At 71.7% G+C, this 24,738-nt stretch carries 23 protein-coding genes; 8 read left to right on the forward strand and 15 right to left on the reverse strand.

Going from position 1 to position 24,738, the window contains the following annotated elements:
- Positions 1-123: 123 nt before the first annotated feature.
- The 6 genes from EJK15_RS04705 to EJK15_RS04730 form a co-directional block, all read right to left on the reverse strand.
- On the reverse strand, positions 124-657 hold the full coding sequence (locus EJK15_RS04705) for an ATP-binding protein (protein WP_138709122.1): 534 nt from the start codon (positions 655-657) through the stop codon (positions 124-126).
- 71 nt (positions 658-728) lie between these two features.
- Complete coding sequence (locus EJK15_RS04710; RefSeq protein WP_206060651.1) at positions 729-1,118, reverse strand: DUF4406 domain-containing protein; 390 nt, start codon at positions 1,116-1,118, stop codon at positions 729-731.
- Between the two features lie 24 nt (positions 1,119-1,142).
- Positions 1,143-1,928: a DeoR/GlpR family DNA-binding transcription regulator gene (locus tag EJK15_RS04715; RefSeq protein WP_138709123.1), complete on the reverse strand. Its 786-nt coding sequence runs from the start codon at positions 1,926-1,928 to the stop codon at positions 1,143-1,145.
- Between the two features lie 166 nt (positions 1,929-2,094).
- Positions 2,095-3,183, reverse strand: a complete 1,089-nt coding sequence (locus EJK15_RS04720) for a trypsin-like serine peptidase (protein WP_138709124.1) — start codon at positions 3,181-3,183, stop codon at positions 2,095-2,097.
- Positions 3,184-3,379: 196 nt separating this feature from the next.
- The gene (locus tag EJK15_RS04725) at positions 3,380-4,036 is read right to left on the reverse strand and encodes a response regulator (protein ID WP_138709125.1); all 657 of its coding nucleotides are present in this window, start codon (positions 4,034-4,036) and stop codon (positions 3,380-3,382) included.
- Complete coding sequence (locus EJK15_RS04730) at positions 4,033-5,253, reverse strand: sensor histidine kinase (RefSeq protein ID WP_171074117.1); 1,221 nt, start codon at positions 5,251-5,253, stop codon at positions 4,033-4,035. The genes EJK15_RS04725 and EJK15_RS04730 overlap by 4 nt, the downstream gene beginning before the upstream one ends.
- A 173-nt stretch (positions 5,254-5,426) precedes the next feature.
- Here EJK15_RS04730 and EJK15_RS04735 point away from each other — a divergent pair, with 173 nt between their 5' ends.
- From EJK15_RS04735 to EJK15_RS04755, 5 genes are all read left to right on the forward strand, one after another.
- Positions 5,427-5,618, forward strand: a complete 192-nt coding sequence (locus EJK15_RS04735; protein ID WP_138709127.1) for a hypothetical protein — start codon at positions 5,427-5,429, stop codon at positions 5,616-5,618.
- Positions 5,615-6,169, forward strand: a complete 555-nt coding sequence (locus tag EJK15_RS04740) for a DUF2269 domain-containing protein (protein ID WP_138709128.1) — start codon at positions 5,615-5,617, stop codon at positions 6,167-6,169. Before EJK15_RS04735 ends, EJK15_RS04740 begins: the two co-directional genes overlap by 4 nt.
- Positions 6,170-6,259: 90 nt before the next feature.
- Positions 6,260-7,090: an ArsR/SmtB family transcription factor gene (locus EJK15_RS04745; protein WP_138709129.1), complete on the forward strand. Its 831-nt coding sequence runs from the start codon at positions 6,260-6,262 to the stop codon at positions 7,088-7,090.
- A 241-nt stretch (positions 7,091-7,331) separates the two neighbouring features.
- Positions 7,332-8,996 (forward strand): RNA polymerase sigma factor, encoded by a 1,665-nt coding sequence (locus EJK15_RS04750; RefSeq protein WP_138709130.1) that lies wholly within the window; start codon positions 7,332-7,334, stop codon positions 8,994-8,996.
- A gap of 236 nt (positions 8,997-9,232) precedes the next feature.
- Complete coding sequence (locus EJK15_RS04755) at positions 9,233-9,883, forward strand: spondin domain-containing protein (protein ID WP_138709131.1); 651 nt, start codon at positions 9,233-9,235, stop codon at positions 9,881-9,883.
- Here the strand turns inward: EJK15_RS04755 and amaB are convergent.
- The 4 genes from amaB to EJK15_RS04775 all read right to left on the reverse strand — a co-directional run bounded on the left by amaB (position 9,873) and on the right by EJK15_RS04775 (position 16,399).
- Positions 9,873-11,405 carry an L-piperidine-6-carboxylate dehydrogenase gene (amaB, locus tag EJK15_RS04760; protein WP_138709132.1) on the reverse strand — a complete coding sequence of 511 codons (1,533 nt, stop codon included), beginning with the start codon at positions 11,403-11,405 and terminating at the stop codon, positions 9,873-9,875. The genes EJK15_RS04755 and amaB overlap by 11 nt on opposite strands.
- A gap of 19 nt (positions 11,406-11,424) precedes the next feature.
- Complete coding sequence (locus EJK15_RS04765; protein ID WP_171074118.1) at positions 11,425-12,579, reverse strand: NAD(P)/FAD-dependent oxidoreductase; 1,155 nt, start codon at positions 12,577-12,579, stop codon at positions 11,425-11,427.
- A gap of 101 nt (positions 12,580-12,680) precedes the next feature.
- Entirely contained in the window at positions 12,681-13,601 is a 921-nt protein-coding gene (locus EJK15_RS04770; protein WP_138709133.1) for a LysR family transcriptional regulator, read from the reverse strand.
- A gap of 8 nt (positions 13,602-13,609) precedes the next feature.
- Positions 13,610-16,399 (reverse strand): FAD-binding and (Fe-S)-binding domain-containing protein, encoded by a 2,790-nt coding sequence (locus EJK15_RS04775; RefSeq protein WP_138709134.1) that lies wholly within the window; start codon positions 16,397-16,399, stop codon positions 13,610-13,612.
- A gap of 93 nt (positions 16,400-16,492) precedes the next feature.
- Between EJK15_RS04775 and hglS the strand changes: the two genes are divergently transcribed.
- On the forward strand, positions 16,493-17,881 hold the full coding sequence (gene hglS, locus EJK15_RS04780; RefSeq protein ID WP_138709135.1) for a 2-oxoadipate dioxygenase/decarboxylase: 1,389 nt from the start codon (positions 16,493-16,495) through the stop codon (positions 17,879-17,881).
- A gap of 7 nt (positions 17,882-17,888) precedes the next feature.
- On the opposite strand, the gene EJK15_RS04785 is transcribed toward hglS, so the two are convergent.
- Positions 17,889-18,635, reverse strand: a complete 747-nt coding sequence (locus EJK15_RS04785) for a GntR family transcriptional regulator (RefSeq protein ID WP_138709136.1) — start codon at positions 18,633-18,635, stop codon at positions 17,889-17,891.
- A 255-nt stretch (positions 18,636-18,890) separates the two neighbouring features.
- Here EJK15_RS04785 and EJK15_RS04790 point away from each other — a divergent pair, with 255 nt between their 5' ends.
- Positions 18,891-19,781, forward strand: a complete 891-nt coding sequence (locus EJK15_RS04790) for a hypothetical protein (protein WP_138709137.1) — start codon at positions 18,891-18,893, stop codon at positions 19,779-19,781.
- A gap of 152 nt (positions 19,782-19,933) precedes the next feature.
- Here EJK15_RS04790 and EJK15_RS04795 read toward each other — a convergent pair whose 3' ends face one another.
- The 4 genes from EJK15_RS04795 to EJK15_RS04810 form a co-directional block, all read right to left on the reverse strand.
- Positions 19,934-20,881 (reverse strand): C40 family peptidase, encoded by a 948-nt coding sequence (locus EJK15_RS04795; RefSeq protein ID WP_240776774.1) that lies wholly within the window; start codon positions 20,879-20,881, stop codon positions 19,934-19,936.
- 289 nt (positions 20,882-21,170) lie between these two features.
- Positions 21,171-21,719, reverse strand: a complete 549-nt coding sequence (locus EJK15_RS04800; RefSeq protein WP_138709139.1) for a carboxymuconolactone decarboxylase family protein — start codon at positions 21,717-21,719, stop codon at positions 21,171-21,173.
- Between the two features lie 124 nt (positions 21,720-21,843).
- Positions 21,844-22,572, reverse strand: coding sequence for an FHA domain-containing protein (locus EJK15_RS04805; RefSeq protein WP_206060653.1), 729 nt, complete (start codon positions 22,570-22,572; stop codon positions 21,844-21,846).
- Between the two features lie 39 nt (positions 22,573-22,611).
- Positions 22,612-23,040: a hypothetical protein gene (locus EJK15_RS04810; protein WP_138709140.1), complete on the reverse strand. Its 429-nt coding sequence runs from the start codon at positions 23,038-23,040 to the stop codon at positions 22,612-22,614.
- A gap of 121 nt (positions 23,041-23,161) precedes the next feature.
- Here EJK15_RS04810 and EJK15_RS04815 point away from each other — a divergent pair, with 121 nt between their 5' ends.
- Positions 23,162-24,721 (forward strand): serine/threonine-protein kinase, encoded by a 1,560-nt coding sequence (locus EJK15_RS04815; protein ID WP_138709141.1) that lies wholly within the window; start codon positions 23,162-23,164, stop codon positions 24,719-24,721.
- The last annotated feature ends 17 nt before the right edge of the window (positions 24,722-24,738 follow it).

The raw sequence follows: 24,738 nt of genomic DNA on the forward strand, positions 1-24,738 counted from the left end.
TTCTTGTATTTTGAGTGGGGCTATGCGTATTCTGGTATTAATGTTGCTTTTTTTTTTGTTGCCGGGGGGCTCCCATGCAGGCACCTTAGACCTTGCGTGGCGGGGCGGCCACCACCCGCCACGTCACGAAGCGGGGACGGTCGCGCTCAACGAGGCGGGGGCCGTGCTCATCGAGGCGGGGGTCGCCGCGCTCAGCTGCCAGTCGGCGCCGCCCTCCTGGCGGCCATGCCGGATGCGCGGCCGGGCCGCCCGGCCGTGGGCGGCGGTCGCGGGACGGCGGTGCACCCGCAGGGTCAGCAGGGAGCCTGCTTCCGTCTGCTCGAGGCCGACGTCATCGCACAGGTGCTGGATCACCCACAGGCCGAACCCGCGCGAGCCGGTCGGGTCGATCTCGGCCGCGGTCAGGTGCCGCCACGTCAACCGGCCGGCGACGTCGAGCACCTCCACGGTGATCCCGGTGCGGTCGCCGCGCGCGGTGACCGTGCCGGCGGCGCCGCCGTGCTCGAGGACATTGGTGACCGCCTCGTTGACCGCCAGGACCAGGTCCTCCAGCCGCTCCCCGCGCAGCCCGTTGCGGCGCCCGTGGACGCGCACCAGCTCGCGGATGAAGGCAAGGTCGTCGCTGATGGGGCAGCGTAGCTCGGATTCCACACTCATGATCACCAGGCCCGCCGGGTGGTCGGCAAGGGATCCGCGGGCACTTGTTCAGCTTTCCCCCGGATGGATCGTCAAACTAGCGATCTATGGGCGGCCTGGACGTCGGCGAGGCTGGTGTAGACGGCCTTGCCCTGCGCGCGGGCCTGGGCGACCATCAGGTCCGCCCCTTCGGAGGGGCCGCCGATCCGCAGGACGGCGTCGCAGCGGGACAGCAGCCGCTCGGCGACGGGATGGAAGATCTCCTGGAAGACGGCGTCGCCCGTGCGGGTGCTGCCGGCCGTCTCCAGCAGCGGCAGGGCGAGGGCCTCGCCGGTGACGGCCAGGTGCCCGGCGCGGAAGAGCGTCAGCGCGGTCTCGTTCATCGCCCGTACGTTGGCCTGGAGCTTGGCGGGGTCGTCTCCGGTGCCCGACCGGTAGGGGCCGGCGACGAGGATCATCTGCGGGCATGGCACAGCGGTCATGAAAGGGTCACTCCTCAGGATCGGTCAGGCCAGGACGACGTCGACGCCGGCCTCTCGCATGGCCTTCAAGGTCTCGGGGCCGCCGGGGTGCGTGGCGGGGTCCTCCGCGGCCGTGTCGGTGACGAAGGCGTCCACCGCGCCGAGGGGCGCGACCTGGCTGAACGCGCGCACGCCGAGCTTGGTCGCGTCCGCCACCGCGATCGCACGGGCCGCCTGGGCGAGCCCGGCCTGCTTGACGGCCGCGTCGTCCAGCGAGAACTCCGACCAGCCCTGCTCGGAGTGCACGCCGCCGATGGACATCACGAAGCAGTCGAACGCCAGTGACTCCAGCGTGCGCAGGGCCAGCGGGCCGACCAGGGAGCGCTCGCCGGGCCGGGAGCGGCCGCCGACGACGAGCAGGTCGATCCCCGGGCGGTCGGCCAGGTGCGCCGCCGCTTGCAGGCTGAGCACCGCGACCGTCAGCGGCGCCCGATCGGCCAGGTGGCCGGCGACGTGCACCGTCGTGGTGCCCGCGTCCAGCAGCACGTGCGAACCGGGTGCCACCAGCGCCGCCACGGCCGCGCCCAGGCGGTCCTTGGTGGCGGCCTGCCAATGCTCGCGGGCGGCGAAGCCGCCGCCCTCCTCGCGGGGGCGGGTGGCGACCGCGCCGCCGTGGACCCTGCGCACCAGGCCCTGGCGCTCCAGCGCGTCCAGGTCCCTGCGCACGGTCATCTCCGAGACGCCCAGGCGCTGGGCGAGCTCCGACACGGCGATGCGGTCGGCGCCCTGCACCATGCGCAGGGTCAGGTCCAGACGGTTGGCGACTCCCATGGTTCTCATTTCTAACACATCTCTGTTCAAGCTAACAAATCAATGTGAGATCACGGGAGTCGTGACCCGCCCATGTCGTCCGGAACGCCGGCAGGCGGGTGCTCATGACCAGGGCACCCGCCATGCGTCGCTGTTCCCTGATGGCAGCTTCGGTCGGTGAAAGGCGTCAGGTCGCGTCGGAGTTCTGCGCGGCCTGGTAGACGGACATGGCCTCGTTCCCGAAGAAGGGGCCGAACATGAAGTTCTGCGCGAAGTCGTACTTGAAGCTGTTGACGGAGTTCAGCCAGCCGAGCCCGGTGGACTCGTCGAACCCCTGGAACCACGGGCCGCCGCTCGATCCGCCGGTCATGTTGCAGCGCAGCCCCAGGTCCCTGGTCTGGACGGTGTCGTCGAACGCGCGCCCGCTGCAGTAGATCAGTCTCGAGCCGTCGAACGGCGCCGCAGCCGGGTAGCCGAAGGAGAACATCTGGCGCCGCCTCGGCTGGTTGAACGCCACCCCCTGCCCGCCCACGACGTCGGTCAGCGTCCGCCCCTGCAGCGGCGCGACCACCACGGCGGCCACGTCGAAGTTGATGTCCTCGCTGGCGTTCCACTGCTGCGTGGTCAGCATCCTGGCGGCCACCCACGTGCCGAACGGGCGCCGGCCGTTGTCGAAGGCCGGGACGAACACCCAGTTGCGATGGGCGGCGCCGTTCAGCTTCACGCAGTGCCCGGCGGTGATCACGACGCTCTCGTTGGCGCTGGTCACAGCCGATCCGGAGCAGGAGGAGTTCTGGCCGTCGGCGGTGGTGAAGAAGACGCGCCCGGTGGTGCGCACGACCGCGCCGCCGTCGGTCCATCGCAGGCCGGGGCTGTTCGGCACCAGGGCCTGCTGCTGGGTGCTCACGGCCGCGGTGCCGCGGACCGACCACGGGCTTCCCTGGGTGGCGGCCGAGGCGCCGCGGGTGGTCCACGGGGTGCGCCGCGTCGTGGTGGTCGAAGCGCCCTGGGTCGCCCACGGGCTGCCCTGCGTGGGTCCGCTGGACTGGGTGCCGCGTCGCGGCGTGGGCGACGACAGCGGCTGCGCCGCCAGCATGCGCTGCGACGTCCAGTACTGCTGGACGTTCCTGCGCTCCGACCAGGAGTCCGTGGCGGTCCAGCGGACGGGCCTGGGGTCGAGGCCGGCCGAGGCGCCGGCCTGGGCGGTGCCCGAGGGTACCAGGGCGCCTGCCACGACGAGCGCGGCGGCGGAGAGCAGGGCAACTCTGCGGTGCATTACGTACCTCCCGAAAACCGGAATCTGCCGTCAGGAGGTACGTACGGGGATATCTATATTTCTCAAGGTATGCGCATATGGATATGGCAGTATTACGGGATGAATTCTCCGCGATACTGAGGGTCACCACGGCCGCCGCCATCGGAGGTATGGGAGGCTCCTGGGACTCGCGCGCCGGACGAAGCCCGGCGGGGCCCTATCGCGATGGCCGGTGCAGGCCGCTCTCGTACGCGAAGATCACGACCTGGACGCGGTCGCGCAGGCCGAGCTTCATGAGCAGCCGTTTGACGTGGGTCCGGATCGTTGACTCCTCGACCACGAGGACGGCGGCGATCTCGCGGTTGGACAGGCCCCGGGCGATGAGGGCGAGGACCTCCTTCTCGCGCCGCGTCAGTTCGGCGATCTTGTGCAGGTCGGCGAGCTCGGGGGTGGGCTGCTGGGCCATGCGGTCGATCACGCGCCGGGTGACCGACGGCGAGAGCAGCGAGTCGCCGGCGGCGATCGTGTGCACGGCGGCGATGAGCTCCTCGGGCCGGGTGCGTTTGAGCAGGAAGCCGGAGGCGCCGGCGCGGAGGGCGCCGAAGATGTAGTCGTCCTGCTCGAAGGTGGTGAGGATCAGCACCCGCACGTCCGGGGCCTTGCGCGACAGCTCGCGGGTGGCCGCGATCCCGTCGAGGCCGGGCATGCGTACGTCCATGAGCACGACGTCGGGCCCGAGTCGGCACGCCTGCTCGACCGCCTCCCGCCCGGTCGCCGCCTGGCCGACGATGTCGATCGAAGGGTCGTTGGAGAGCAGCTCGACGAGCCCGGCGCGCATCAGGTCGTCGTCGTCGCTGATCAGCACCCGCGTCATGGTCGGTGGCCTCCGTAGGGGATCCGGGCGCGTACGCGGAATCCGTCCCCGGTGCGCTCGGCGTCGAGGCTACCGCCGAGCAGGGTCGCGCGCTCCCGCATGCCGATCAGCCCGTGCCCGCCGCCGCCGCGGGAGGCGCCGTCGGCGCGCACGGGGTTGGCGACGTCGAGCTCGACGGCCGTCTCGCCGAAGGTCAGCTCGACGCGGGCGCTGCCGGTTCCGTGGCGGGCCGCGTTCGTCAGGGCCTCCTGCAGGACCCGGTAGGCGGCCTGGTCGGCGGGGCCGCCGAGGGCTCGTGGAGTGCCGGAGGAGGCGAGCGTGACCTGGAGCCCCGCCGCCGTGTGGTGGGCGATCAAGGTGTCGAGCGAGGCGAGCGCGGGCGGGGCCTCGACGGCCCCGTCCGCCGAGCCGCCCGTGCGCAGGCTGCCGACGATCTGGTCGATCTCCTCGACCGTCTGCCTGGCCAGCTCCTCGATCGCCTCCAGCGTCTGGAGCGAGCGATCGGGGTCCTGAGGGTGGCGCAGCCGGGCCGCGCCGGCGCGGACGGCGATCACGCTGATCGCGTGGCCGGCCGAGTCGTGCAGGTCGCGGGCGATGCGGGCGCGTTCCTCGACGGTGGCGAGCAGGCGCTCGCGCTCGGCCTCCCGCTCAGCGCGCACGGCACGGGCTCGGAGCTCGGCGATCTGCTCGCGCCGCAGGCGGGTACGCTCGCCGGCGAACCAGGCCACGGCCCAGATGACAGGTGTGAGGGACACCACGGGGATCCCCGGCGTCTCCTCGGCCGCCGCGACGGTCGCACACACGTGGGCGACGCCCAGGCCGGCCACGACGGCCGTGGTGCGCCACGTCCAGGGGGCGCGCCGCTCCCGGCTGGCGGTGAGCAGGTAGAGCGCGGCGGCGGGGCCGAGCGTCGGGGCGGACCGGTAGTCGAGGCCCGAGAGCACCGCACTGGCCACCGCGGTGACCGCGAACACGCCGAGCGGGAAGCGCCGCCAGGCGAGCAGCGGCACCGAGGCGCACCCCAAGAGCACCAGGGCGACCGCGTCGATGGTCGCGGATCCGATATGCGGGAGGCCGGGGTGGGGGAGGAGACCGAGCCCGTGGGCGAGCAGCGTGAGCGAGCCGCCGAGCACCGCGATCGTGAGCGCGATGTCGAACAGCGCTCCCCAGAGGGGCCGGGCCGCGAAGAGCCGGTCCGCGCTGGTCTTCGAGGGCACGAACGTAGAGCGTACCTGCGCCGGCGCGGCGGGTAATCCCCCCGATGGGGGAGCCGTGTCCACGCCATGGGGACGCGGAAGATCTCCTCACGGGATGACGCGCCGCCCGGCTCCCCTCCGGTGGACTGGTGGCCGCACTGACCGGCCGATGCCAGGAGAGAAGGACGACGACCATGGCTCAACCGACCCCCGAGCGGGGATCGCCCCCGCGCATGCCCCGATGGCTGAAGACGACTGGGATCGTCGTCGGGGTCCTGCTCCTGCTGTTCGCCGTCCTGCAGTTCACCGGCCTCGGCGGGGAGCACGGGCCCGGACGGCACATGCCCGCCGTCACGGTCAGTCCATCTCAGGGCGGTGATGGATGAATCCCCGCCTCCGCAAGATCGCGCTCATCGCGCACGTCACGTGCTCGGTCGGCTGGCTCGGCGCGGTCGCCGCGTACACGGCACTCGACGTCGCGGCGGTGACCGGCGAGGACCTCGCCACCGTACGCGGCGCCTATATCGCGATGGACCTGACGGTGTCGTACGTCATCGTCCCGCTGGCCCTCGCGGCGCTGGTCACCGGCGTGGTCCAGGCGCTGGGCACCCCGTGGGGCCTGTTCCGGCACTATTGGGTCCTGGTGAAACTGGCGCTGACGGTCGTCGCCACCCTCGTCCTGCAGGCGGAGACGCGGGTCATCGACGCCATGGCCGAGGTCGCGGCCACCGGCGCCGATCCCCGCGCCCTGCCCGGCACGCTGCCGCACTCCATCGGCGGCCTCGTGGTGCTGCTCGTGATCACGATCCTTTCCGTGGTCAAACCGCCGGGCCTGACCCGGTACGGGTGGCGCCGGCAGCAGGAGCAGCGTCGCGGTCCTCGTCGCCGAGCCGGCTCGGCGATGCCGGACAACGGCCCGCGAGCGCCTGCCGCCTGAGCCCCTCGTCGCGATCGGGTTGACATGCAGCCGGTTGGCTGCCTATTGTCGGACATGCAGCTAAACGGCTGCATGTTGGGATGGCGGTAGATGGACGAGGTGTTCAAGGCGCTGGCCGACCCCAGCCGGCGCAGGTTGCTGGACAGGCTGAACGCCCGTAACGGGCAGACTCTGCGCGAGCTGTGCTCCGGGCTGGACATGGCCAGGCAGTCGGTCAGCAAGCATCTGGCCGTGCTGGAGGCGGCCGATCTGGTGACCACGGTGTGGCGCGGGCGGGAGAAGTTGCACTACCTCAACGCCGCGCCGATCAACGCCATCGCCGAGCGCTGGATCAACCAGTACGACCGGCAGCGAGCCGGCGCGCTGGCCGATCTGAAGACCGCCCTGGAGGGCAGCCACGTGGCAGGCAACGACTTCGTGTACACGACGTACATCAACACCACTCCCGAACGCCTCTGGCAGGCGCTGACCGAGCCGGCGTTCACCGAGCGCTATTGGGGAGTCGCGCTGGAGTCCGACTGGAAGGCCGGCTCGGCGGTCACCTGGAAGCTGGGCGGCGTCACGATCGAGGATTCCGAGCAGGTCGTGCTGGAGTCCGAGCCAGGTCGCCGCCTGGCCTACACCTGGCACACCTTCACGCCGGAGTTCGCCAAGGCTTACGGCCTGGACGTCGAGGCCGTCGCCAGGGCTTCCGAGGAGCCCCGGTCCAGGGTGACGTTCGACATCGAGCCGCGCGGCCGGATGGTCAAGCTGACCGTCGTGCACGGCGGCTTCGAGCCCGGGAGCGCCGTCAGAGAGTCGGTCAGCGAGGGCTGGCCCGAGCTGCTGTCCAACCTCAAGACCCTGCTGGAAACCGGAGAAACCCTGCCTGCCATGGACGAGACGGCCAGGGAGGACACGCAATCCGAGGAAGGGGCATGACCATGCCTGCAGAAACCCTGCGACTCACGCACATCCCGGCAGTGAAGAGCGACGATGCTCATCCGCAGGCCGCCCGCGGAGGCGTTCCGGGCCTTCGCCGGCGCCGGCGTCGCACGCCGGGATGATGACTCTGGTGCGACCTTCGTTACCGGGGGGATTTTAGGTTATTTGCGTGATTTCTGGTTATCTGTTGCCGCGGCCCTCCGTCTCCTGACTGCGGGACGAGAGATCGAGGTGATGGATGTACGCGCAGCCGGCCGACGCGATCGAGACCGTGCTGGCCGCCAGGGCAGGCGACCCCCGGGCGGTCGACGAGCTGGTCCGGTCCTACCTGCCGCTCGTGTACAACATCGCCGGCCGGGCGCTCGACGGCCATCCCGACGTTGACGACGTGGTCCAGGAGACCATGGCGAAGGCCATCTCCGGGCTGGCGGGGCTGCGTACCCCGGAGAGCTTCAGGTCGTGGCTGGTCGCCATCACCATGAACCAGGTACGCGAGTGGCGGCGCACCAGGGCAGGCTCCGTCACCTTCCTCGACGAGGTGTTCGGCATGGCCGACCCGGCGGCCGACTTCACCGGGCTGACGATCACCCAGCTCGGCCTGTCCGGCCAGCGCAAGGAGACGGCCGAGGCGACGCGCTGGCTCGACCTGGACGACCAGGAGGTGCTGTCGCTGTGGTGGCTGGAGGTGGCGGGCGAGCTCAGCAGGGCCGAGCTGGCGGCCGGGCTCGGCCTGACCGAGCAGCACGCCGCCGTACGCGTCCAGCGGATGAAGCGGCGACTGGAGTCCTCCAGGGCCGTGGTCAGGGCGCTGGCCGCCTCGTGCGGCGGGTTGCGGGCGGCGACCGCGGAATGGGACGGCAAGCCCGGTCCCCTCTGGCGCAAGCGGATCTCCCGGCACGTGCAGGACTGCCCGTACTGCTCCACCCTGCACGCCGACCTGGTGCCCGCCGACCGGCTGCTGGCGGGGCTGGCCTTGGTGGCGTTACCGGCGGGATTCGCGCTCGCCTCGCTCCTCAAGACCCAGGCCGTGGCGACGGGGGCGGCGGGCGCGGCCGGGGCGGCGGGCTCCGTCGCGATCAAGCCCATCGCCGCGGCGGCCGTGGGCGCGGCTCTGGTGGCGGGCGGGAGCCTGGCCGTGTACACGTTCCAGCCGGACCCGCCGCCACGCCAGGCGGCCGTCCCCGTCGTCGTCTCGTCCCCGGCCTCAGCCAGGCCGTCGCCCACCAAGGCGTCCCCCACCAGGACGAGAACACCCCGGCCACGCCTCTACGGCACCATCGTCGACGCCGTCGACCAGGCGCCGCCCAAGAACGCCCGCCCGGACCCGCTCCCCGAACGCCGGGACGGCACCATCAAGATCACCGGTAAGCACGACTACTCCCGGTTCGGCGGCGCCCCGCAGATCAACCACCGAGGCGACTACGTGACGCTCACGGGCCGGGGATATTTCCAGGTCAGGTGGGGTGTCCTGTACAGGAACAGGGCCGGCGACTTCCCGCCCGCCACGTGGACGGGGCTGAAGGGCAAGCTGTTCCACGTGGCCTCGGGAGGCGGGCGGCGCATGGACGACGAGAGTTCGCCGGGCGTCACCTGGATGGGGCCGGTCAAGCTGCCCAGGGGCCACCAGCAGATGTGGCAGAACGAGTTCTACTACCTCGACGGCAGCGTCACCTTCCACAACAACGAGGGCACCACCGACGTCGACCTCAACGTCTCGCCCAAGACCTGGCGCGACGTGTGGGCCGATCTCACCGCCAGGCCGGACCCGGCCAAGGGCATCATCCGCTACGGCCTGACCCGCGACACCGGCAACGATCGCGCCCCCGTCCCCCAGTACCTCACCCGCGCGAACCCGGCCAACCCGGCCGAGGTTCCCCAGCGATCCCGGGTCGCGGCCCGCTGAAAAGGGCGTTGTCCGCGACGGCTCCCTTGGGCCTCTGACCTCGTGGATCGAGGTGGGATCCGGCCATATTCAGGCTCCTTCCGCCCGTTGATGACACGCATCGCCAGGATGGCGATGGCAACGACCATGGGCGGCCGTAATGGTTCTGTAAGGACGAGGTAAGCCGTGCGTAAGACCTCGGGTTGAGATCCGCCCATAACGTCCCATGGGTCACATCAACTCGAAGGAGCACCTGTATGCGCCCCGTCCGACTCCTCGCAGGACTGACCGCCTTCTGCGCCGGCATGGTCGCCCTGCCGGCCACCGCACACGCGGACTCCATGACGACCTGGACGGTGAAGATCCAGAACCTGACGCCGTCGGGGTCCCAGCCGCTGTCACCCCCTGTGTTCGTCGTCCACTCGGCCGGTGTCCACGTCTGGCAGGCCGGCCGGTTCGCCAGTCGCGGCGTCGCCGCCGTGGCCGAGGACGCCGACAACCCGACCCTGATCAAGGAGGTCTCCAAGCGCCGCGGCGTGCGTGACGCGTTCGCCGGAGCGGGCGGTCCGATCGCCCCGGGCAAGACGGCGACGTACCAGGTCAAGGTACGGCCGGGCGACCGGATCAGCGTCATGAGCATGCTCGTCAACACCAACGACGGCTTCACCGGCGTGGACGCGCTGCGGCCCCGGCCGGGCTCGATCCGCACCATGGCCTACGACGCGGGCAGCGAGCAGAACCTCGAGACCAAGGCCACCATCCCCGGGCCCTGCTGCGGCAACCCGATGCAGCGTGCCCCCGAGAAGAAGGTCATCAGCAAGCACAAGGGGATCATGGCCTGCGGTGACCTGGACGCCGAGACCTACGGCTGGACCGGCCCCGTCGCCAAGCTGACTTTCACGCGCTGAACTCGACCCCCTGGGCGAGTGGCAGCGAGCCGGAGTAGTTGATCGTGTTCGTGGCCCGGCGCATGTAGCCGCGCCAGGCGTCCGAGCCGGACTCGCGGCCGCCGCCGGTCTCCTTCTCCCCGCCGAAGGCGCCGCCGATCTCCGCCCCGGAGGTGCCGATGTTGACGTTGACGATCCCGCAGTCGGAGCCCTCGGCCGAGACGAACAGCTCGGCCTCGGCCTGGTCGCGGGTGAAGATGCTGGACGACAGGCCTTGCGGCACCGCGTTGTTGAGCGCGATGGCCTCCTCCAGGGTGTCGTACGGGAGGACGTACAGGAGGGGCGCGAAGGTCTCCTCGGCCACGATCGGGCTCTGCTCGCCCATCCGCACCAGCGCCGGCTCGGCGTAGAAGGCTTCCGGCGCCTGGTCGGCGAGCCGGCGCCCGCCGCCGGCCACCAGCGTCCCGCCCTGCTCCAGGGCGGCCTCCAGCGCGGCGCGCATGGCCGCGTGCGCGCGCCCGTTGATGAGCGGCCCGACCAGGGTGCCCGGCGCCATCGGGTTCCCGATCGGCAGCCGCGCGTAGACACCGGCGAGGCGCTCGACGAGCGCGTCCGCGATGCCGGTGTGGGCGATGACGCGGCGCATGGTGGTGCACCGCTGGCCCGCCGTCCCCGCGGCCGAGAACACGATGCCGCGTGTGGCCAGGTCCAGGTCCGCCGACGGGCACACCACGGCCGCGTTGTTCCCGCCGAGCTCCAGCAGCGACCGCCCGAACCTGGCCGCGACCCGCGGCCCCACCGCACGGCCCATGCGGGTCGAGCCGGTCGCGCTGACCAGGGCGATCCCCGGGTGGTCCACGAGCGCCTCGCCGACGTCCGGGCCGCCGAGGAGGACCTGGCTCAGGTACGCGGGCGCGCCCTGCTCGGCCGCGGCCCGGTCCAGCAGGGCCGCGCACGCCAGGGCGGTCAGCGGCGTCAGCTCGGACGGCTTCCAGACGACCGGGTCGCCGCACACCAGGGCGATCGCCGCGTTCCACGACCAGACCGCGGCCGGGAAGTTGAAGGCGCTGATCACCCCGACGACGCCCAGCGGGTGCCAGGTCTCCATGAGCCGGTGGCCGGGGCGCTCGGAGCTGATCGTGCGCCCGTACAGCTGGCGGGACAGGCCCACCGCGAAGTCGCAGATGTCGATCATCTCCTGGACCTCGCCGAGCGCCTCGGAGGTGATCTTCCCGGCCTCCAGGCTGATCAGCGTGGCGAGGTCCGCCTTGTGCTCGGACAGCAGCTCGCCGAGCCGCTTCACCAGCGCGCCCCGCGCGGGCGCGGGCACGGAACGCCAGGTCAGGAACGCCTCCCCGGCCCGCGCGACCGCGTCGCCGACCGCGCCGGCGTCGACCCAGTCGAGGGCGGCCAGCGGTGCGCCGTTGATCGGCGAGGTCGTCGTGACGCCGCCACCGAGGGCGTCCACCTCCACACCGCAGCGCTTGGCGGTCTCCCGCGCCAGGGCGGCCAGCTCGTCGGCGGCGGGCAGCGTGGTCCCCATCAAAGAAATCTCCCTCGGATCAGACGATGTTGAGCTCGGGCCTGGCCCCGCTCAGGGCGAAGCGGCCGGCGTCGAGGCCGGTGACGTCCACGAACGGAGTCCGGCCCAGGTAGAGATCGCGGACCACCTCCCCGACGGCCGGGCTCATCAGGAAGCCGTGGCCGGAGAAGCCGGTGGCGTAGATGAACCTGTCGACGTCCGGGGCGGTCCCGATGAGCGCGTTGTGGTCCGGCGTCACCTCGTACAGGCCGGCCCAGCCGGTGGCGATGCCGGTCTCCATCAGCGACGGGGCGCGCCGCGCCATGGCCTCGCCCAGCCGCGGCAGCCAGGCGTCGGACCGGTCGAGCTTGAACCCGGGGGTCTCGTCGGGGTCGGACATGCCGAGGAGCAGCCCCGGGCCCTCGCGGTGGAAGTAGAACGTGGTGCCGAAGTCGATGGTGAACGTGGTCGGAGGCAGGTCCGGGATCGGCTCGGTGACCAGGACCTGCCTGCGCAGCGGGGTCACCGGCAGCTCGACGCCGGCCCACGCGCCGATCGGCTGCGACCAGGCGCCGGCCGCGCAGATCACGGTGCCGGTCTCGATGCGCCCGCCCTCGGTCTGGACGGCGACGATGCGGCCGTCCACCGTCTCGATGCCGGTCGCGGCGCAGCCGGGCAGCAGCCGCGCGCCCAGCCGCCGGGCGGCGCTCGCGTAGCCGAGCACCACGGACTCGGGCGTGCAGTGGCCGTCGCTGGGGGAGTAGGCGGCGGCGAGCAGCCCCTCGGTGTCGATCAGCGGCGACAGCTCCGCGGCCTCCCGTACCGAGATCATCCGGCTGGGCACGCCGAGGTCGTTCTGGATCGCGACGTTCTTCTCGAACTCCGCGACCGACTCGGGGGAGTCGAGCAGGAACAGGTAGCCCACCTTGTGCAGGTCGATCTCCTGCCCGAAGCGGTCGGCGAAGGTCTCGAACGTCTCCAGGCTGCGTACGGCGAGCTCGATGTTGACCCGGTCGGAGAACTGCGCGCGCACGCCCCCGGCTGCTTTCGACGTCGAGCCGGAGCCCAGCGGCCCCTTGTCGATCAGGACCACGTCGCTCACCCCGGCCGCGGCCAGCGCGTAGGCGGAGCTGACGCCCATGGCGCCGCCCCCGATGATGACCGCCGAGGCATACGAGGGCAGTACTCGTCCCATTGATCGTTCCTTTCGCGGTTCCCGCGTCTAGCATTGCTTATCGGACAGAGCCGGAGGAAGCGGTCAAGCGCTGACATCTATGTGCGTGGTGGAAGAAGTTCTTATGCTCCGGAGACGCCGGGAAGATCGTCCTTCAGCCGGTCCGCCGCCTGGCGCAGGGCCTGCACCGCGCCGGTCACCGCCGGATTCGTGAGCCGGTGCACGGCGGCGATCCACCTGCGCGCCTCGACCCCGTCGAGCCTGGCCGTGGCCACGCCCTCGCTGGGCAGGTGCGCGAGCGCAGGGACGAGCGCGACGCCCAGGCCGGAGCGTACGAAGCCGCGGATCACGCCGTAGTCGTTGCTGCGGTGGTCGACCTGCGGCTCGAAGCCCGCCCGCGCGCACAGCCGGCGCAGGCAGGAGGCCCCGGCGGTGCCCTCCCGGGTGGACACCCACGTCTCGTGCTTGAGGTCGTCGAGCGCGACCGTCCCGGCGGCGGCCAGCGAGTGCCGCTCGGGCAGCAGGAGCAGCAGCTCCTCCGCCAGCAGCCGGATCTCCTGCAGATCCCGCGGCCAGGCCCGGGGCACCAGGTCGTAGCGGTAGACCAGGGCCAGGTCGAGCTCTCCCGCCCGGACCAGCGGGATCAGCTCGTCGGGCTCGCCCTCGTCGAGGACGGTCTCCACCGACGGGTGCGTCTGCGCGTACGAGGCCAGGGCGATCGGCAGCAGCCGCTGGCTCGCCGTGGGGAAGCTGCCCAGCCGGAGCCGGCCGATCGTGCCCTCGGACATGCCCCGCACGTCCTCCTCCAGCGCGTCCAGCGCGGCCAGCACGTCGTAGGCCCGCAGCACGAGGTAGCGCGCCGCCGGCGTCGGCGTGATGGTCTGGGCCCCGCGCTCGAACAGCGGCATCTTGACCGCCCGCTCCAGCGCCGCGATCTGCTGCGAGACCGCGGACCCGGTGTAGCCGAGCCGCCTGGCCGCGGCGGCGAACGAGCCCGCGTGCAGCACGGCGGTCAGCGTGCGCAGGTGCAGCGGATTGAGCATAGGCAATATTACGGCAGCCGGTCGGCCAGGAGCTGCGCCAGGTGGATGCCCTGCCGGGGCGACAGATCGGTGATCTGCGTGCGGCAGGAGAATCCGTCGGCGAGAACGGTGGTCTCCGGCCCGGCCTGCCGCAGCGCCGGCAGGAGCTGGTGCTCGGCCACCGCCACGGACACCTCGTAGTGCCCCTTCTCGACGCCGAAGTTGCCGGCGAGACCGCAGCATCCGCCCAGCCGGCGAACCTCCGCGCCCGCCTCTCGCAGCAGCCGGGCGTCCTGGTCCCAGCTCATGACGGCGTGGTGGTGGCAGTGCGGCTGGGCCACCACCGGCGCCCCGCTCAGCGCGGGCGGCTCCCAGCCGGGGGTCTCCGACAGGAGCTCGGCCAAGGTCCGGGTCATGTGCGCCACCGGCGCGGCCGCCGCCGCGTCCACCAGCTCCAGCGCGTCCGAGCGCAGGACCGCCGTGCACGACGGCTCCATCCCCACGATCGGCACGCCTGCCCCGGCGGCCTCGGCCAGCTCCGCGACCGTACGGCCGAGGATCTTCTTGGCCGCGTCGAGCTGGCCGGTGGAGATCCAGGTGAGCGCGCAGCACTGGCGGCGCGCGCTGATCCGCGGCCGGTAGCCCGCGGCCTCCAGCACGGCCACGGTGGCCCGGCCCACCTCCGGCGCGAAGTGGTCGGTGAAGGTGTCGACGAACAGCAGGACCGGCTCCCCCGACGCCGGACGCCGGCTCCTGTTGAACCACGCCCGGAACGTCTGCCGCGCGAACGCGGGCAGCGTTCGCCGCGGGTCCACCCCGGCGAGCGCCAGCGCCGGCCGCCGCAGGGCGGGCGTTCGCAGGGCCGCGTTGACGGCGCGCGGCATCCGGCCGGCCAGCCTGGCCCACAGCGGCAGCCGGCCCAGCGAGTAGTGCGCGGCCGGGCGCGGCCGCCCGCGGTAGCTCTGGTAGAGCACCTCGGACTTGTACGCGGCCATGTCGATCCCGGTCGGGCAGTCCGAGGCGCAGCCCTTGCAGGACAGGCACAGGTCGAGGGCCTCGTGGACCTCGGGCGAGCGCCAGCCGCCGGAGACCGCCGAGCCGTTGAGCATCTCCTGCAGCGCGCGGGCGCGGCCGCGGGTGGAGTCCTTCTCCTCCTTGGTCGCCAGGTAGGACGGGCACATCACGCCGCCGGTCGCGGCGTTGTCCGCGCGGCACTTGCCCACCCCGGTGCAGCGGTGCACGGCCTGGCCGAAGTCGCCGCCGTCGTGGCGGTAGGCCAGGGCGAGAGGGCCGGGTGCCGGGCGGGCGGCCGGGATCCGCAGGTCGGCGTCGAGGGGGCGGGGCCGTACCAGCACGCCGGGGTTGAGCACGTCGCCCGGGTCGAAGATCGCCTTGACCCGGGCGAACAGGTCGAGGGCCGCTTCGGAGTACATGAGCGGCAGCAGCTCGCTCCTGGCGCGGCCGTCGCCGTGCTCGCCGGACAGCGAGCCGCCGTAGCCGGCGACCAGGGTGGCCGCGGCGACCAGGAAGTCCCGGAACACCTTGCGCCCGCCCGGCCGGTCCAGCGGCACGTCGAGCCGGATGTGCAGGCAACCGTCGCCGAAGTGCCCGTACGGCAGGCCGGTCACGCCGTGCCCGGCCATCAGCGACTCGAAGTCGCGCAGGTAGCGCCCCAGCATCGCGGGCGGCACGGCGGCGTCCTCCCAGCCCGCGTGCGCGGGCAGCCCGGCGGGGCTGCGTCCGGACAGGCCCGCGCCGTCCTCCCTGATGCGCCAGAGCGCCGCGGCCCGCGCCCGGTCGGTGACGATGAGCGCGTCCACGCCGCCCGCCGCCACCCTCCCGGCCCGCTCCAGCACCTCGGCCTCGTCGTCCCCCGCGACCTCGACGAACAGCCAGGCGGCCCCGCGCGGCAGCGGCGGCACCGCCTGCGCGCCGCGCCGCCGGCGCACCACGTCGACGATGCGCGCGTCGATGCCCTCGCAGGCCGTGGGCCGGTGCTCCAGCACGGCCGGCGCGGCGTCCCCGGCGGCGGCGATGTCGGCGTGGCCGAGCACCACCAGGGCCCGGTACGCCGGGTCGGTCACCAGCGCCACCGTGGCCTCGGTCAGCACGGCGAGGGTGCCCTCGCTGCCCACCAGCAGGCGGGCGACGTCGAACCCGTTCTCCGGCAGCAGGTGCTCCAGCGCGTATCCCGACATCTGCCGCCCGAACCGGCCGAACTCGGTCCTGATCGTGGCCAGGTTCGCCCTCGCCAGCTCGCGCAGCGCGGCGGGGCCGTGTTCAGCGGGAAGGTCAAGTGCCGTTCCGTCGCCCGCCACGGCCTTGAGCCCGGCGACGTTGTCGGAGGTGCGGCCGTAGCCGAGCGTCCTGGAGCCGCACGCGTTGTTCCCGATCATGCCGCCGATCGTGCACCGGGTGTAGGTGGAGGGGTCGGGGCCGAACCTCAGCCCGTACGGGGCCGCCGCCAGCTGCAGGGCGGCCTGGACGACGCCGGGCTGGACCACGGCCGTGCGGGTCCCGGCGTCGACCCGCAGCACCCGGTTCATGTGGCGGCTGAAATCCAGCAGGAGCCCGGGGCCGACCGCGTTCCCGGCGACCGACGTGCCGCCGCCGCGCGCGGTCAACGGGATCTCGTGGCGCGCGCACAGCTCGATCGCGGTGGCCACGTCCTCGGCGGATCTGGGCCGGGCGACCAGCAGCGGCGGCACCCTGTAGAGCGAGGCGTCGGAGGAGTGGATCGATCGCGAGGTGGAGTCGGTCAGCACGTCGGTGACTCCGCGCCGGCGGAGGTGGGTCGCGAGTGCGGCAGCCCGATCCATAAGTGGCATGTTACATGCGACGATATCTCGATCAAGCCCGGACGCTCCGATGAGTGCATGTAACATGCCACTCACTCGAGGAAGGAAGGCACGATGGTCGACTCGACCTCACTCCGGGCGGCCTTCGCCCGGCGCCTGTCGGCGATGTACGGCACGGAGGTGCCCGCGTACAACACGCTCGTCGACGTCGCGCACGAGGTGAACCGCGAGGTGCTGGCGCGGATGGGGGCCGGCGCCGAGCGGCTCGGCTCCATCGGCCGCGTCACCGCCGAGCGGCACGGCGCGATCCGGGTGGGCACCCCGGCCGAGATGGCGCAGGTCGCCCGCATCTTCGGCGCGATGGGCATGTACCCGGTCGGCTACTACGACCTGCGCGAGGCGGCCCGCAGCTCCGTGCCGGTCGTCTCCACCGCGTTCCGTCCCGTGGACGCGGCCGAGCTGGCCGCCAACCCTTTCCGCGTGTTCACGTCCATGCTGGTGACGGGCGACCGCCGGTTCTTCAGCGCGGATCTGGAACGCAGGCTCGGCGAGTTCCTCGGGGCCCGCCGGCTGTTCCCGCCGCGGCTGCTCGACCTGGCCGACCGCGCCGAGGCCGAGGGCGGCCTGGACGACCGGGCGGCCGAGGAGTTCCTCACCCTCGCCACGCAGGCGTTCGAGCTGTCCACGGAGCCGGTCTCGCGCAGCTGGTACGCCGAGCTGGAGCGCGTCTCCGCCGTGGCCGCCGACATCGGGGGCGTGGCGAGCACGCACGTCAACCACCTGACCCCGCGTGTGCTCGACATCGACGCCCTCTACGCCCGCATGAGCGAGCGCGGCATCGCGATGATCGACGCCATCCAGGGACCACCCCGCTGGGACGGCCCCGATCTCCTGCTGCGCCAGACCTCCTTCCGCGCGCTGGCCGAGCCGCGGCTGTTCCGGGAGGACGACGGCCGTTTCGTGCGGGACGACCTGCGGGTGCGGTTCGGGGAGGTGGAGGCGCGGGGCATCGCGGTGACGCCCGCCGGACGCGCGCTCTACGACGACCTTTCCGCGGAGGTGGACGGCGCGCTCGCCGGGCAGCCGGTCACCGCGGAGGAGCGCAACGCCGTCGCCGCGAAGCTGTGGGCGGATCGGGTGCCGCGCACCGAGGCCGAGCTGGTCGCCGGCGACCTCGCCTACTTCACCTTCCACGTCCTCGGCACGCGCCCGGGGTCCGCGCCCCCGGCCGACCTCGCCACTCTCCTGGCGGAGGGCTGGGTCGCCGCCCGGCCCATCGTGTACGAGGACTTCCTGCCGCGCTCGGCCGCCGGGATCTTCCAGTCCAACCTGACCTCCGACGGCTCCAAGGACGTGACCCGGTCCGGCGCGGACTTCGGCGCCGAGGCGCTGGCCGGAGTCCTCGGGCGTCCCCTGCACGACCCCTACGAGCTGTACGCCTCGATCCGGGCGGCGTCGCTGGCCCGCGTACGCGAGGAGCTCGGCCTGGACCAGGAGATCTGACCTCGGATCACGGCTCGTCGACGATGGCCGCCCACAACGCGTCCACGTCGACCGGCTCCCCCTGGGCTCTGGCCGCCTGCCTGGCCAGGATGAGACCGGTGTTGGTCAGGTGGGCCCGCATCGCGCGCACCGCGCCCCCGGCGTCCGCCGCCGCGACGGCCGCCACGATCGGCTCGTGCTCCTCGTGCACCTGCCGCAGCGTGCGGGACCGGTCGTCGGTGGACGTGCCGAGGATGCGCATGGTGTCACGCAGCCCGCCGACGATCGCGCGGGCCCTGCCGTTGCCCGCCGCGACCAGGATGTGGTCGTGCAGGGCCTGGTCGAGCTGGAAGAACTGGGACTCGTCACCCGCGCCGACCGCGGCCGCCATCTCCTCCATCGTCGCCCGCAGGGCCCCGCTGACGCCGGCGGAATCGCCCCCGGCGGCCCGCCGGACGGCGGGCAGCTCCAGAGCCAGCCGCACCCCGAAGATCTCGACGATCTCCCTCGGATGCGGCAGCACGACGCGGAACCCCCGGTTGCGCTCGACCTGCACCAGCCCCGCCTCCGCGAGCCGCAGCATCGCCTCGCGCACCGGGCTCCTGGAGACGTTGAGCTGCTCGGCCACCTGGTAGACGGAGTAGAGCCGGCCGGGGACCATCGCGCCGGTGTGCACCGCCCGCCGCACCTCGGAGATCACCTGCTCGGCCAGCGACCGCCCCGCCTGCGGCAACGGCTGCAGCTTCAGCTCGGCGTGTTCGCGGGTCGGGGGCATAGCGGCATGTTATCGGGGCGGAAGCGGTCGCGATCACGCGAGCCGGAGATGGGCAATTCTTCACCGATTCTTTTCCGGTACGGGAAATTTGGCTTCGGTGTGGCGTTGTGGCGTCATTCAGGCCGGATGTAAACCTGTAGACGCCATGCGGGTCTCGTTGGGGATTCGTATTCTGAAAGGAACCAGACTTTGTTCACGCCCATTTTCCATTCAGAATCCTCGGCCACTCCTGTCCATCCGAAAGCACGTCACGCGTTGCGGGCGGCCCTGAGCGGCTCTCTTTCGCTCGCCCTGGTCGCGACCTTGACCCCGCCGGTGCGGGCGGATGATGAGCGCGACGGGTGGTGCGAGCCGCGCCTCTTCATCAAGAGGCACCGCCTGTCCCCCCGGAATTTCTTCATTCCTCGCACCCGCTACATCGACGGCCCCGGCGGCGAGATGACGGTGTCGGTCACGCGGGAGCACGAAGTACTCGCATTCCTCGAGACCGAGAAAGATCGGCGAAAGGAGTTCAGAGACGAGCGGGGAGCCGAGAACACCACCGAGCGGGGAGCCGAGAACACCACCGAGCGGGGAGCCGAGAACACCACCGAGCGGGGAGCCGAGACCACCATCGAGCGGGGAGCCGAGACCACCACCGAGCGGGGAACCGAGACCACCACCACGCAGGCAACCGAGATCCCCACCGACGGTGGAACCGAGACCACCACCAGGAGTGACACCGCTTCCACTAACAGGAGTGACACCGCTTCCACTAACAGGAGTGACACCGCTTCCACTAACAGGAGTGACACCGCTTCCACCACCGAGAGTGAAACCAAGACCAGCACCGAGGGTGAGACCGAGATCACCGCCGAAGAGGTGATCCGCGCCTTCCGAAGGGAGGGAATTGTCCACCTCGAAGAGCGGCATAAGGTCTTCAGCGGCCACGACTACACCCGCGAGATCAGCGAGGGAATGTACGGCAATATGTGGTACCGCGTCTTCGGCTACCGCATCGGCTGGTCGGCCTGGTCCGTGCTCCGCACGTGCCGCCACGTCAAGGTCACCTCCGGCATCGCCAACGTGCCGGCCAAAGTGGAAGGCTGGCGCTACTGGGAGACCAAGCACCCGATGTACAAGGGCCGCATGCTGTCCGTCAAGTGATGAGACAAAGCCCTGCCGGGAGGGGACGACGGCGCGCCCGTTCACCCATCGCTATCCGAGGTACGCCTCGCGGACGCGGGGGTCTTCAAGCAGCTCCCCGCCGGGACCGGCCAGAGCGGCGGGCGAGGTCCAGCCCGGCCATCGGGACGGGATCAGGGGCGGATCGCGCCGAGCAGGCGGTTGCGCCAGTAGTCGTCGAGATCGACCACCTTGACGACGTCTCCGGTCTGGGGCGAGTGGACCATCTTCCCGTTGCCCGCGTACATGCCCATGTGTCCCAGCCCTTTGCTGAAGAGCAGGTCGCCGGGCTCCAGCGCGGTCAGGGGGACGCGGCGATCGGCGCCCCAGCTCCACTGGGTGTAGGTCGTGCGGGGCAGCTCGACTCCTCCGGTACGCCAGGCGGCCTGGGTGAAGCCGGAGCAGTCGAAGGAGTCCGGTCCCGTGGCGCCGTACCGGTAGGGCTTGCCGACCTGGGCGAAGGCGAACTGCAGCGCCAGGCGGGCGTTGCCGGAGGCCGGGCCGGTGTACTTGATGCCCACGCTGTTGGGGTTGCCGGCGTTGAAGGAGCCCAGCCTGCGCAGGAGCTTGGTCTGCTGGTCGACCAGCTTGTCGACCTTCGTCTTCTCCCCGCGTACCTTGTCGCGCGCGGTCTCGGCCTCGGCCAGCACGCTCTTGGCCGCATTACGCCGATCGCGCAGGTCCTTGGTCGACTTCTCGAAGGCCCGCACCTTCGCCGCCCTGTCCTGCGCGATCTGATCGAGCGAGGCCATGCCGCTCAGCAGCGCTTCCGGGCTCCCCTCGCCGACGAACCGCCGCCACCCCAGGGAGGCGCCGTTCTGGTAGTCGCTGACCGCCGCGGTGATGAGGTCCTGGCGCAGGTCGTCCACCTGCGTGCTCTTGCTGGCGAGCTCGGCGTTGAGCACGTCGAACTTCTTCTTGGCCTTCTTGAAGGTCTCAGTGGCCTGGTTGTACCGCTCGACCATCTGGTCGGCCTGCTCGTTCAGCTTCACCAGCTTGGCCCTGGCCTTGGCGGGCGACGGATCGGCGGCGGCGCTGCCAGGGTTCGCGACCGCTGCGGCCAAGGCCAGCGCCGCTGCCACTGCTGTTCGCCCAACCCATCTCGGCGCTGCCACTACGAAGCCTCCTCGTATATCTCCAACCCGGGGCGAAATAGTACAGAAGCGAAGAGGCTGGTTTGCCTGTTCGCGGCATTTACCCCTCGGTGAGCTGGACGTACTGTCCGGAATAACGGACGGTCATACCAGCTCATGTGGAGATACGCGCGCAAGGCCCGGAGCGTTCAGCGCCCGGCTCCTGTGCCAGAGCAACAGCGTCTTGAACGGCGGTCCGGCCGTCATGAACGGGCGATGGGCGCTGGAAACGCCGGGTTCACGGGGAGGCGGAGAGGGGGAGGTAGCCGTGGGCGACGATGTGGGAGGCGCGCCGGGCGTAGAGGGCGGGGTCGTCGGGTGCGGTGGTGGACAGGCCGTCGACGTAGCGGTTGTACATGCAGAACGCGGCGGCGATCAGGACCGTGTCGTGGATCTCGACGTCGGTGGCTCCGGCCTCCCGGGCTGCCGCGATGTCCTCGGGGCTGACGGCGGCTCCGCTCCGCTGTACGGCCGCCGCGACGCGCAGCAAGGCCCGTAGCTTGCCGGAGATGGGGGCGGTGTCGGGGGCCGAGCAGGCGTGGGCGACCACCGGCTCACCCCCGGAGAGCTGGGCGGCGGCGAAGGCACCATGGGACATCGCGCAGAAGCGGCACCCGTTGAGCGTGGAGACGTACGAGGCGATGAGCTCGCGCTCGCCCCGCGACAGGGTGTTGTCGCCGCGCAGCAGGACCTCGGCCAGCTCGTTCAGCACCCTGCCGGTCTCGGGACGGTACCGCAACAGCCCGGTGATGCCCGGAGCGTCGTTGCCCAGCTCGATGTACGGCATCGGATTCCTCCCGAGGGGTCGTGGGGTCACCTCCTTGACTACCTCACGGCAGATGCGGCAGGAAGGCCCACACGCGCCGCGCCTTCGGCCTGGCCCCCGAAATGGCAGGCCGGTCGGGCGGCGCTCAGCGGCCGGGCATCGGCAGCAGGGCGAGGTGCTCGCTGGTCACCAGGTCGAATCTCAGCGCGAGGGAGACCAGCGCGTGGCGCTGCCAGTCGGCCTTGCCCTCGCCGCCCTGCGGGCTTTTGACGTGCAGCTTCTTCTCGGCCAGGTATCCGATGTGGAAGCCGATGGCGGTGCGGCTCAGCCCCAGGTCGGGGAGCCTTTCGATGATCTCGGGAATCGTCGGGATGCGTGACGTCGACGGGTCGCGCAGGCGCGGCTCGCACAGCGCCACCAGGATGCGGAAGTATTTGGCGTTCCGGTCGAGGGGGTAGGCGACCTGCGTGGCCTCGCCGCCGTCCGCGTGGAGCGGCGGCACATGCACGTGCTGCGGCGCGAACACCAGGAACGAGACGGTGCCGTCGACCGCGGGCAGGCTCACCCGGGAGAACTCGAACGGGATCGGCGCGCCCATGCGGCCCGGCGGTACCTTCACGAACTCCCCGCCGCCCTCCGGGTTCTCCACGACGTACGTCTTCGACGTGCTGAGGTTGGAGAGCAGCCAGTAGTCGCCCACTGCGACGATCTTGCCGGCCCGGCGGGAGACCGCGGGGTCGTCCAGCATGATGTCCACAGGGGAGCCGGGTGTCCCGCGCCCGAAGAACGCCTGCTCTCCGGGCGCGAGCTCCAGCGAGTACGGCCGGTCGTCGGTCGGCGCAGCCGCCATCTGGATCAAGATCGTGCTGTGCATCGGCGGGACCCTACTCGCATGCCGGTGAAGGTGTCCAGGTCATTCGGGCAGCGGCTTGCCCCCAGGGCCGCGGCACGTGCGCAGGCCGGAGTCGGGCTCGTTGTTGCCGCCGCCGCGGAAGTAGACCTCGTTGACGTACCCCCACTTGTTGTTGTCGGCCATCGTGGAGGCCCACCAGTAGTTGCGGTAGCCGCCCAGCTGGTAGCCGGCGCCGGGCTTGTGACACAGGTACCAGTCGGCCCCCGACGGGTTGATGTAGCCGACGATCTTGCCCTTCGCCGGTGACGCGTGGACCGGGATGCTCCCGCTCGGCGACCAGTCGGGACAGTTCTGGACCGTGAGGCCGTTGTGCTGGTACTGCTTGCCACACGGCTGGGTGTCTCCCGCGGCGGCCTGCGCGGCCGGAGCGGCGGCGGCGAGACCCGCCAGCGCGAAGGACATGGCGATCGCGGCCCGTCGGATGCTCATGATGTTTCCCTCCCCTTTTCGGTGTCGCTGCGTCGATCGTGCGGGGCGGAGGGCGGTTCCGTAACCTGGTAGCTGCCAGGGCACGTGGACGAACCCCTGACCATCGGCCATGATGAGCTGAATGACGGCTCCTTCCCACGCAGGTCGTTACCGGATCGAGCAGCTCATCGGCGTCGGGGGTTTCGCCTCCGTCCACCTGGCCCACGACGACGAGCTGCGCTCGCCGGTGGCGGTCAAGATCCTCGCGGACAACTGGGCCCGTCAGACCGGCGTGCGCGAGCGCTTCATCCAGGAGGCGCGGCTGCTGCGCAGGGCCGACTCACATCTGCTCGTGCAGGTCTTCGACATCGGCGAGCTCGACGACGGCAGGCCGTACTTCGTGATGACGTACGCCGACCGCGGCACCCTGGAGGAGCGCCTGGCCGGGCGGCCGCTCACCGTCGACGAGACGCTCCGCCTGATGCGCGGCATCTGCCAGGGCGTGGCCGTGCTGCACAGCATCGGGGTCGTCCACCGCGACCTGAAGCCGTCCAACGTGCTGTTCTGCTCGCGGCCCGAGGGCGGTGAGCGGGTGATGGTGGCCGACCTCGGCATCGCCAGGTCCACCGACCACCTGAGCGGGCTGACGCTGCCCGCGGGCTCACCCGGCTACCAGGCCCCCGAGCAGCTCTACTTCGACGGGGCGCCGGACGCGCGCGCCGACGTGCACGGCCTGGGGGCGCTGACGTACCACATGCTCACCGGCCAGGTGCCCGCCAAGCCGGAGCGGCGGGTGCCGCCGAGCGCGCTGCGGCCCGAGGTGCCGGAGGCGATCGACGCCGCGGTGATGCGCGCCCTGGATCCCGACAGGGAGGCGCGCTGGGCCGACGCCGCCGGCTACGCCGCGGCCCTGTCGTCGTCGACCGTCACCCTGCCGGAGAGCCCGTCCGGGGAGGGTCCGTCTGAGGAGGGTCCGTCCGGGGAGGCCCCGTCCGGGGAGGGTCCGTCTGAGGAGGGTCCGTCCGGGGAGGCCCCGTCCGGGGAGGGCCCGGCCGAGGTGGAGCGGCCGCGCGAGGGTCGTAGGCCGACGCGGCGGATGGCGATCGCCGGCGGCACGGCGGCGGCCGTCGTGGCCGCGGCGGCCGTCACAGCGGTGGTCGTCAACAGCGCCCAGACCCCCGATTCGCCCGGCGGCGGCGCCGACGCCACGACAAGCCCGCCGCCCGCGAGCGCCGAGGCCAGCACCTGGCTGCGCGACGACTCCGACATCCCCCGCCGGTATCGCCGGCTGATCGTGCAGGCGGGCACGTACTGCGAGCAGCCCGGCCTGAGCCCCGCCCTGATCGCCGCGATGCTCAAGGCGGAGTCGGGCTACGACCCCGGCCTGTCCGATCCGGGGAACAACGAGTACGGCATCGCCAGGTGGACGCCCGAGGTGCTGTGGCACTGGCAGCCGGGTGGACTGCAGAGCCCGAAGCCCACGCCGCCGCTCAGCCCCGAGTTGTCGATCGTGTCCATGGGGCGGTTCATGTGCACCCTGGGCCCTCGGGTCCAGGATCTGCCCGGCGAGCCCGCGCTGAAGCTCGCCGCCCTCTACCGCAGCGGCGTCGACCCGCTGAAGCGGGCGGGCGGCATCCCCGAGCGGTGGCGCGATTACACCGACAGGGTCTCTCGCTACATGCGTGACTACCAGCCGGCCTGAGCGTGGCCGTGCAACGG

It is taken from the genome of Nonomuraea basaltis (assembly GCF_005893125.1).
GTDB lineage: Bacteria > Actinomycetota > Actinomycetes > Streptosporangiales > Streptosporangiaceae > Nonomuraea > Nonomuraea basaltis.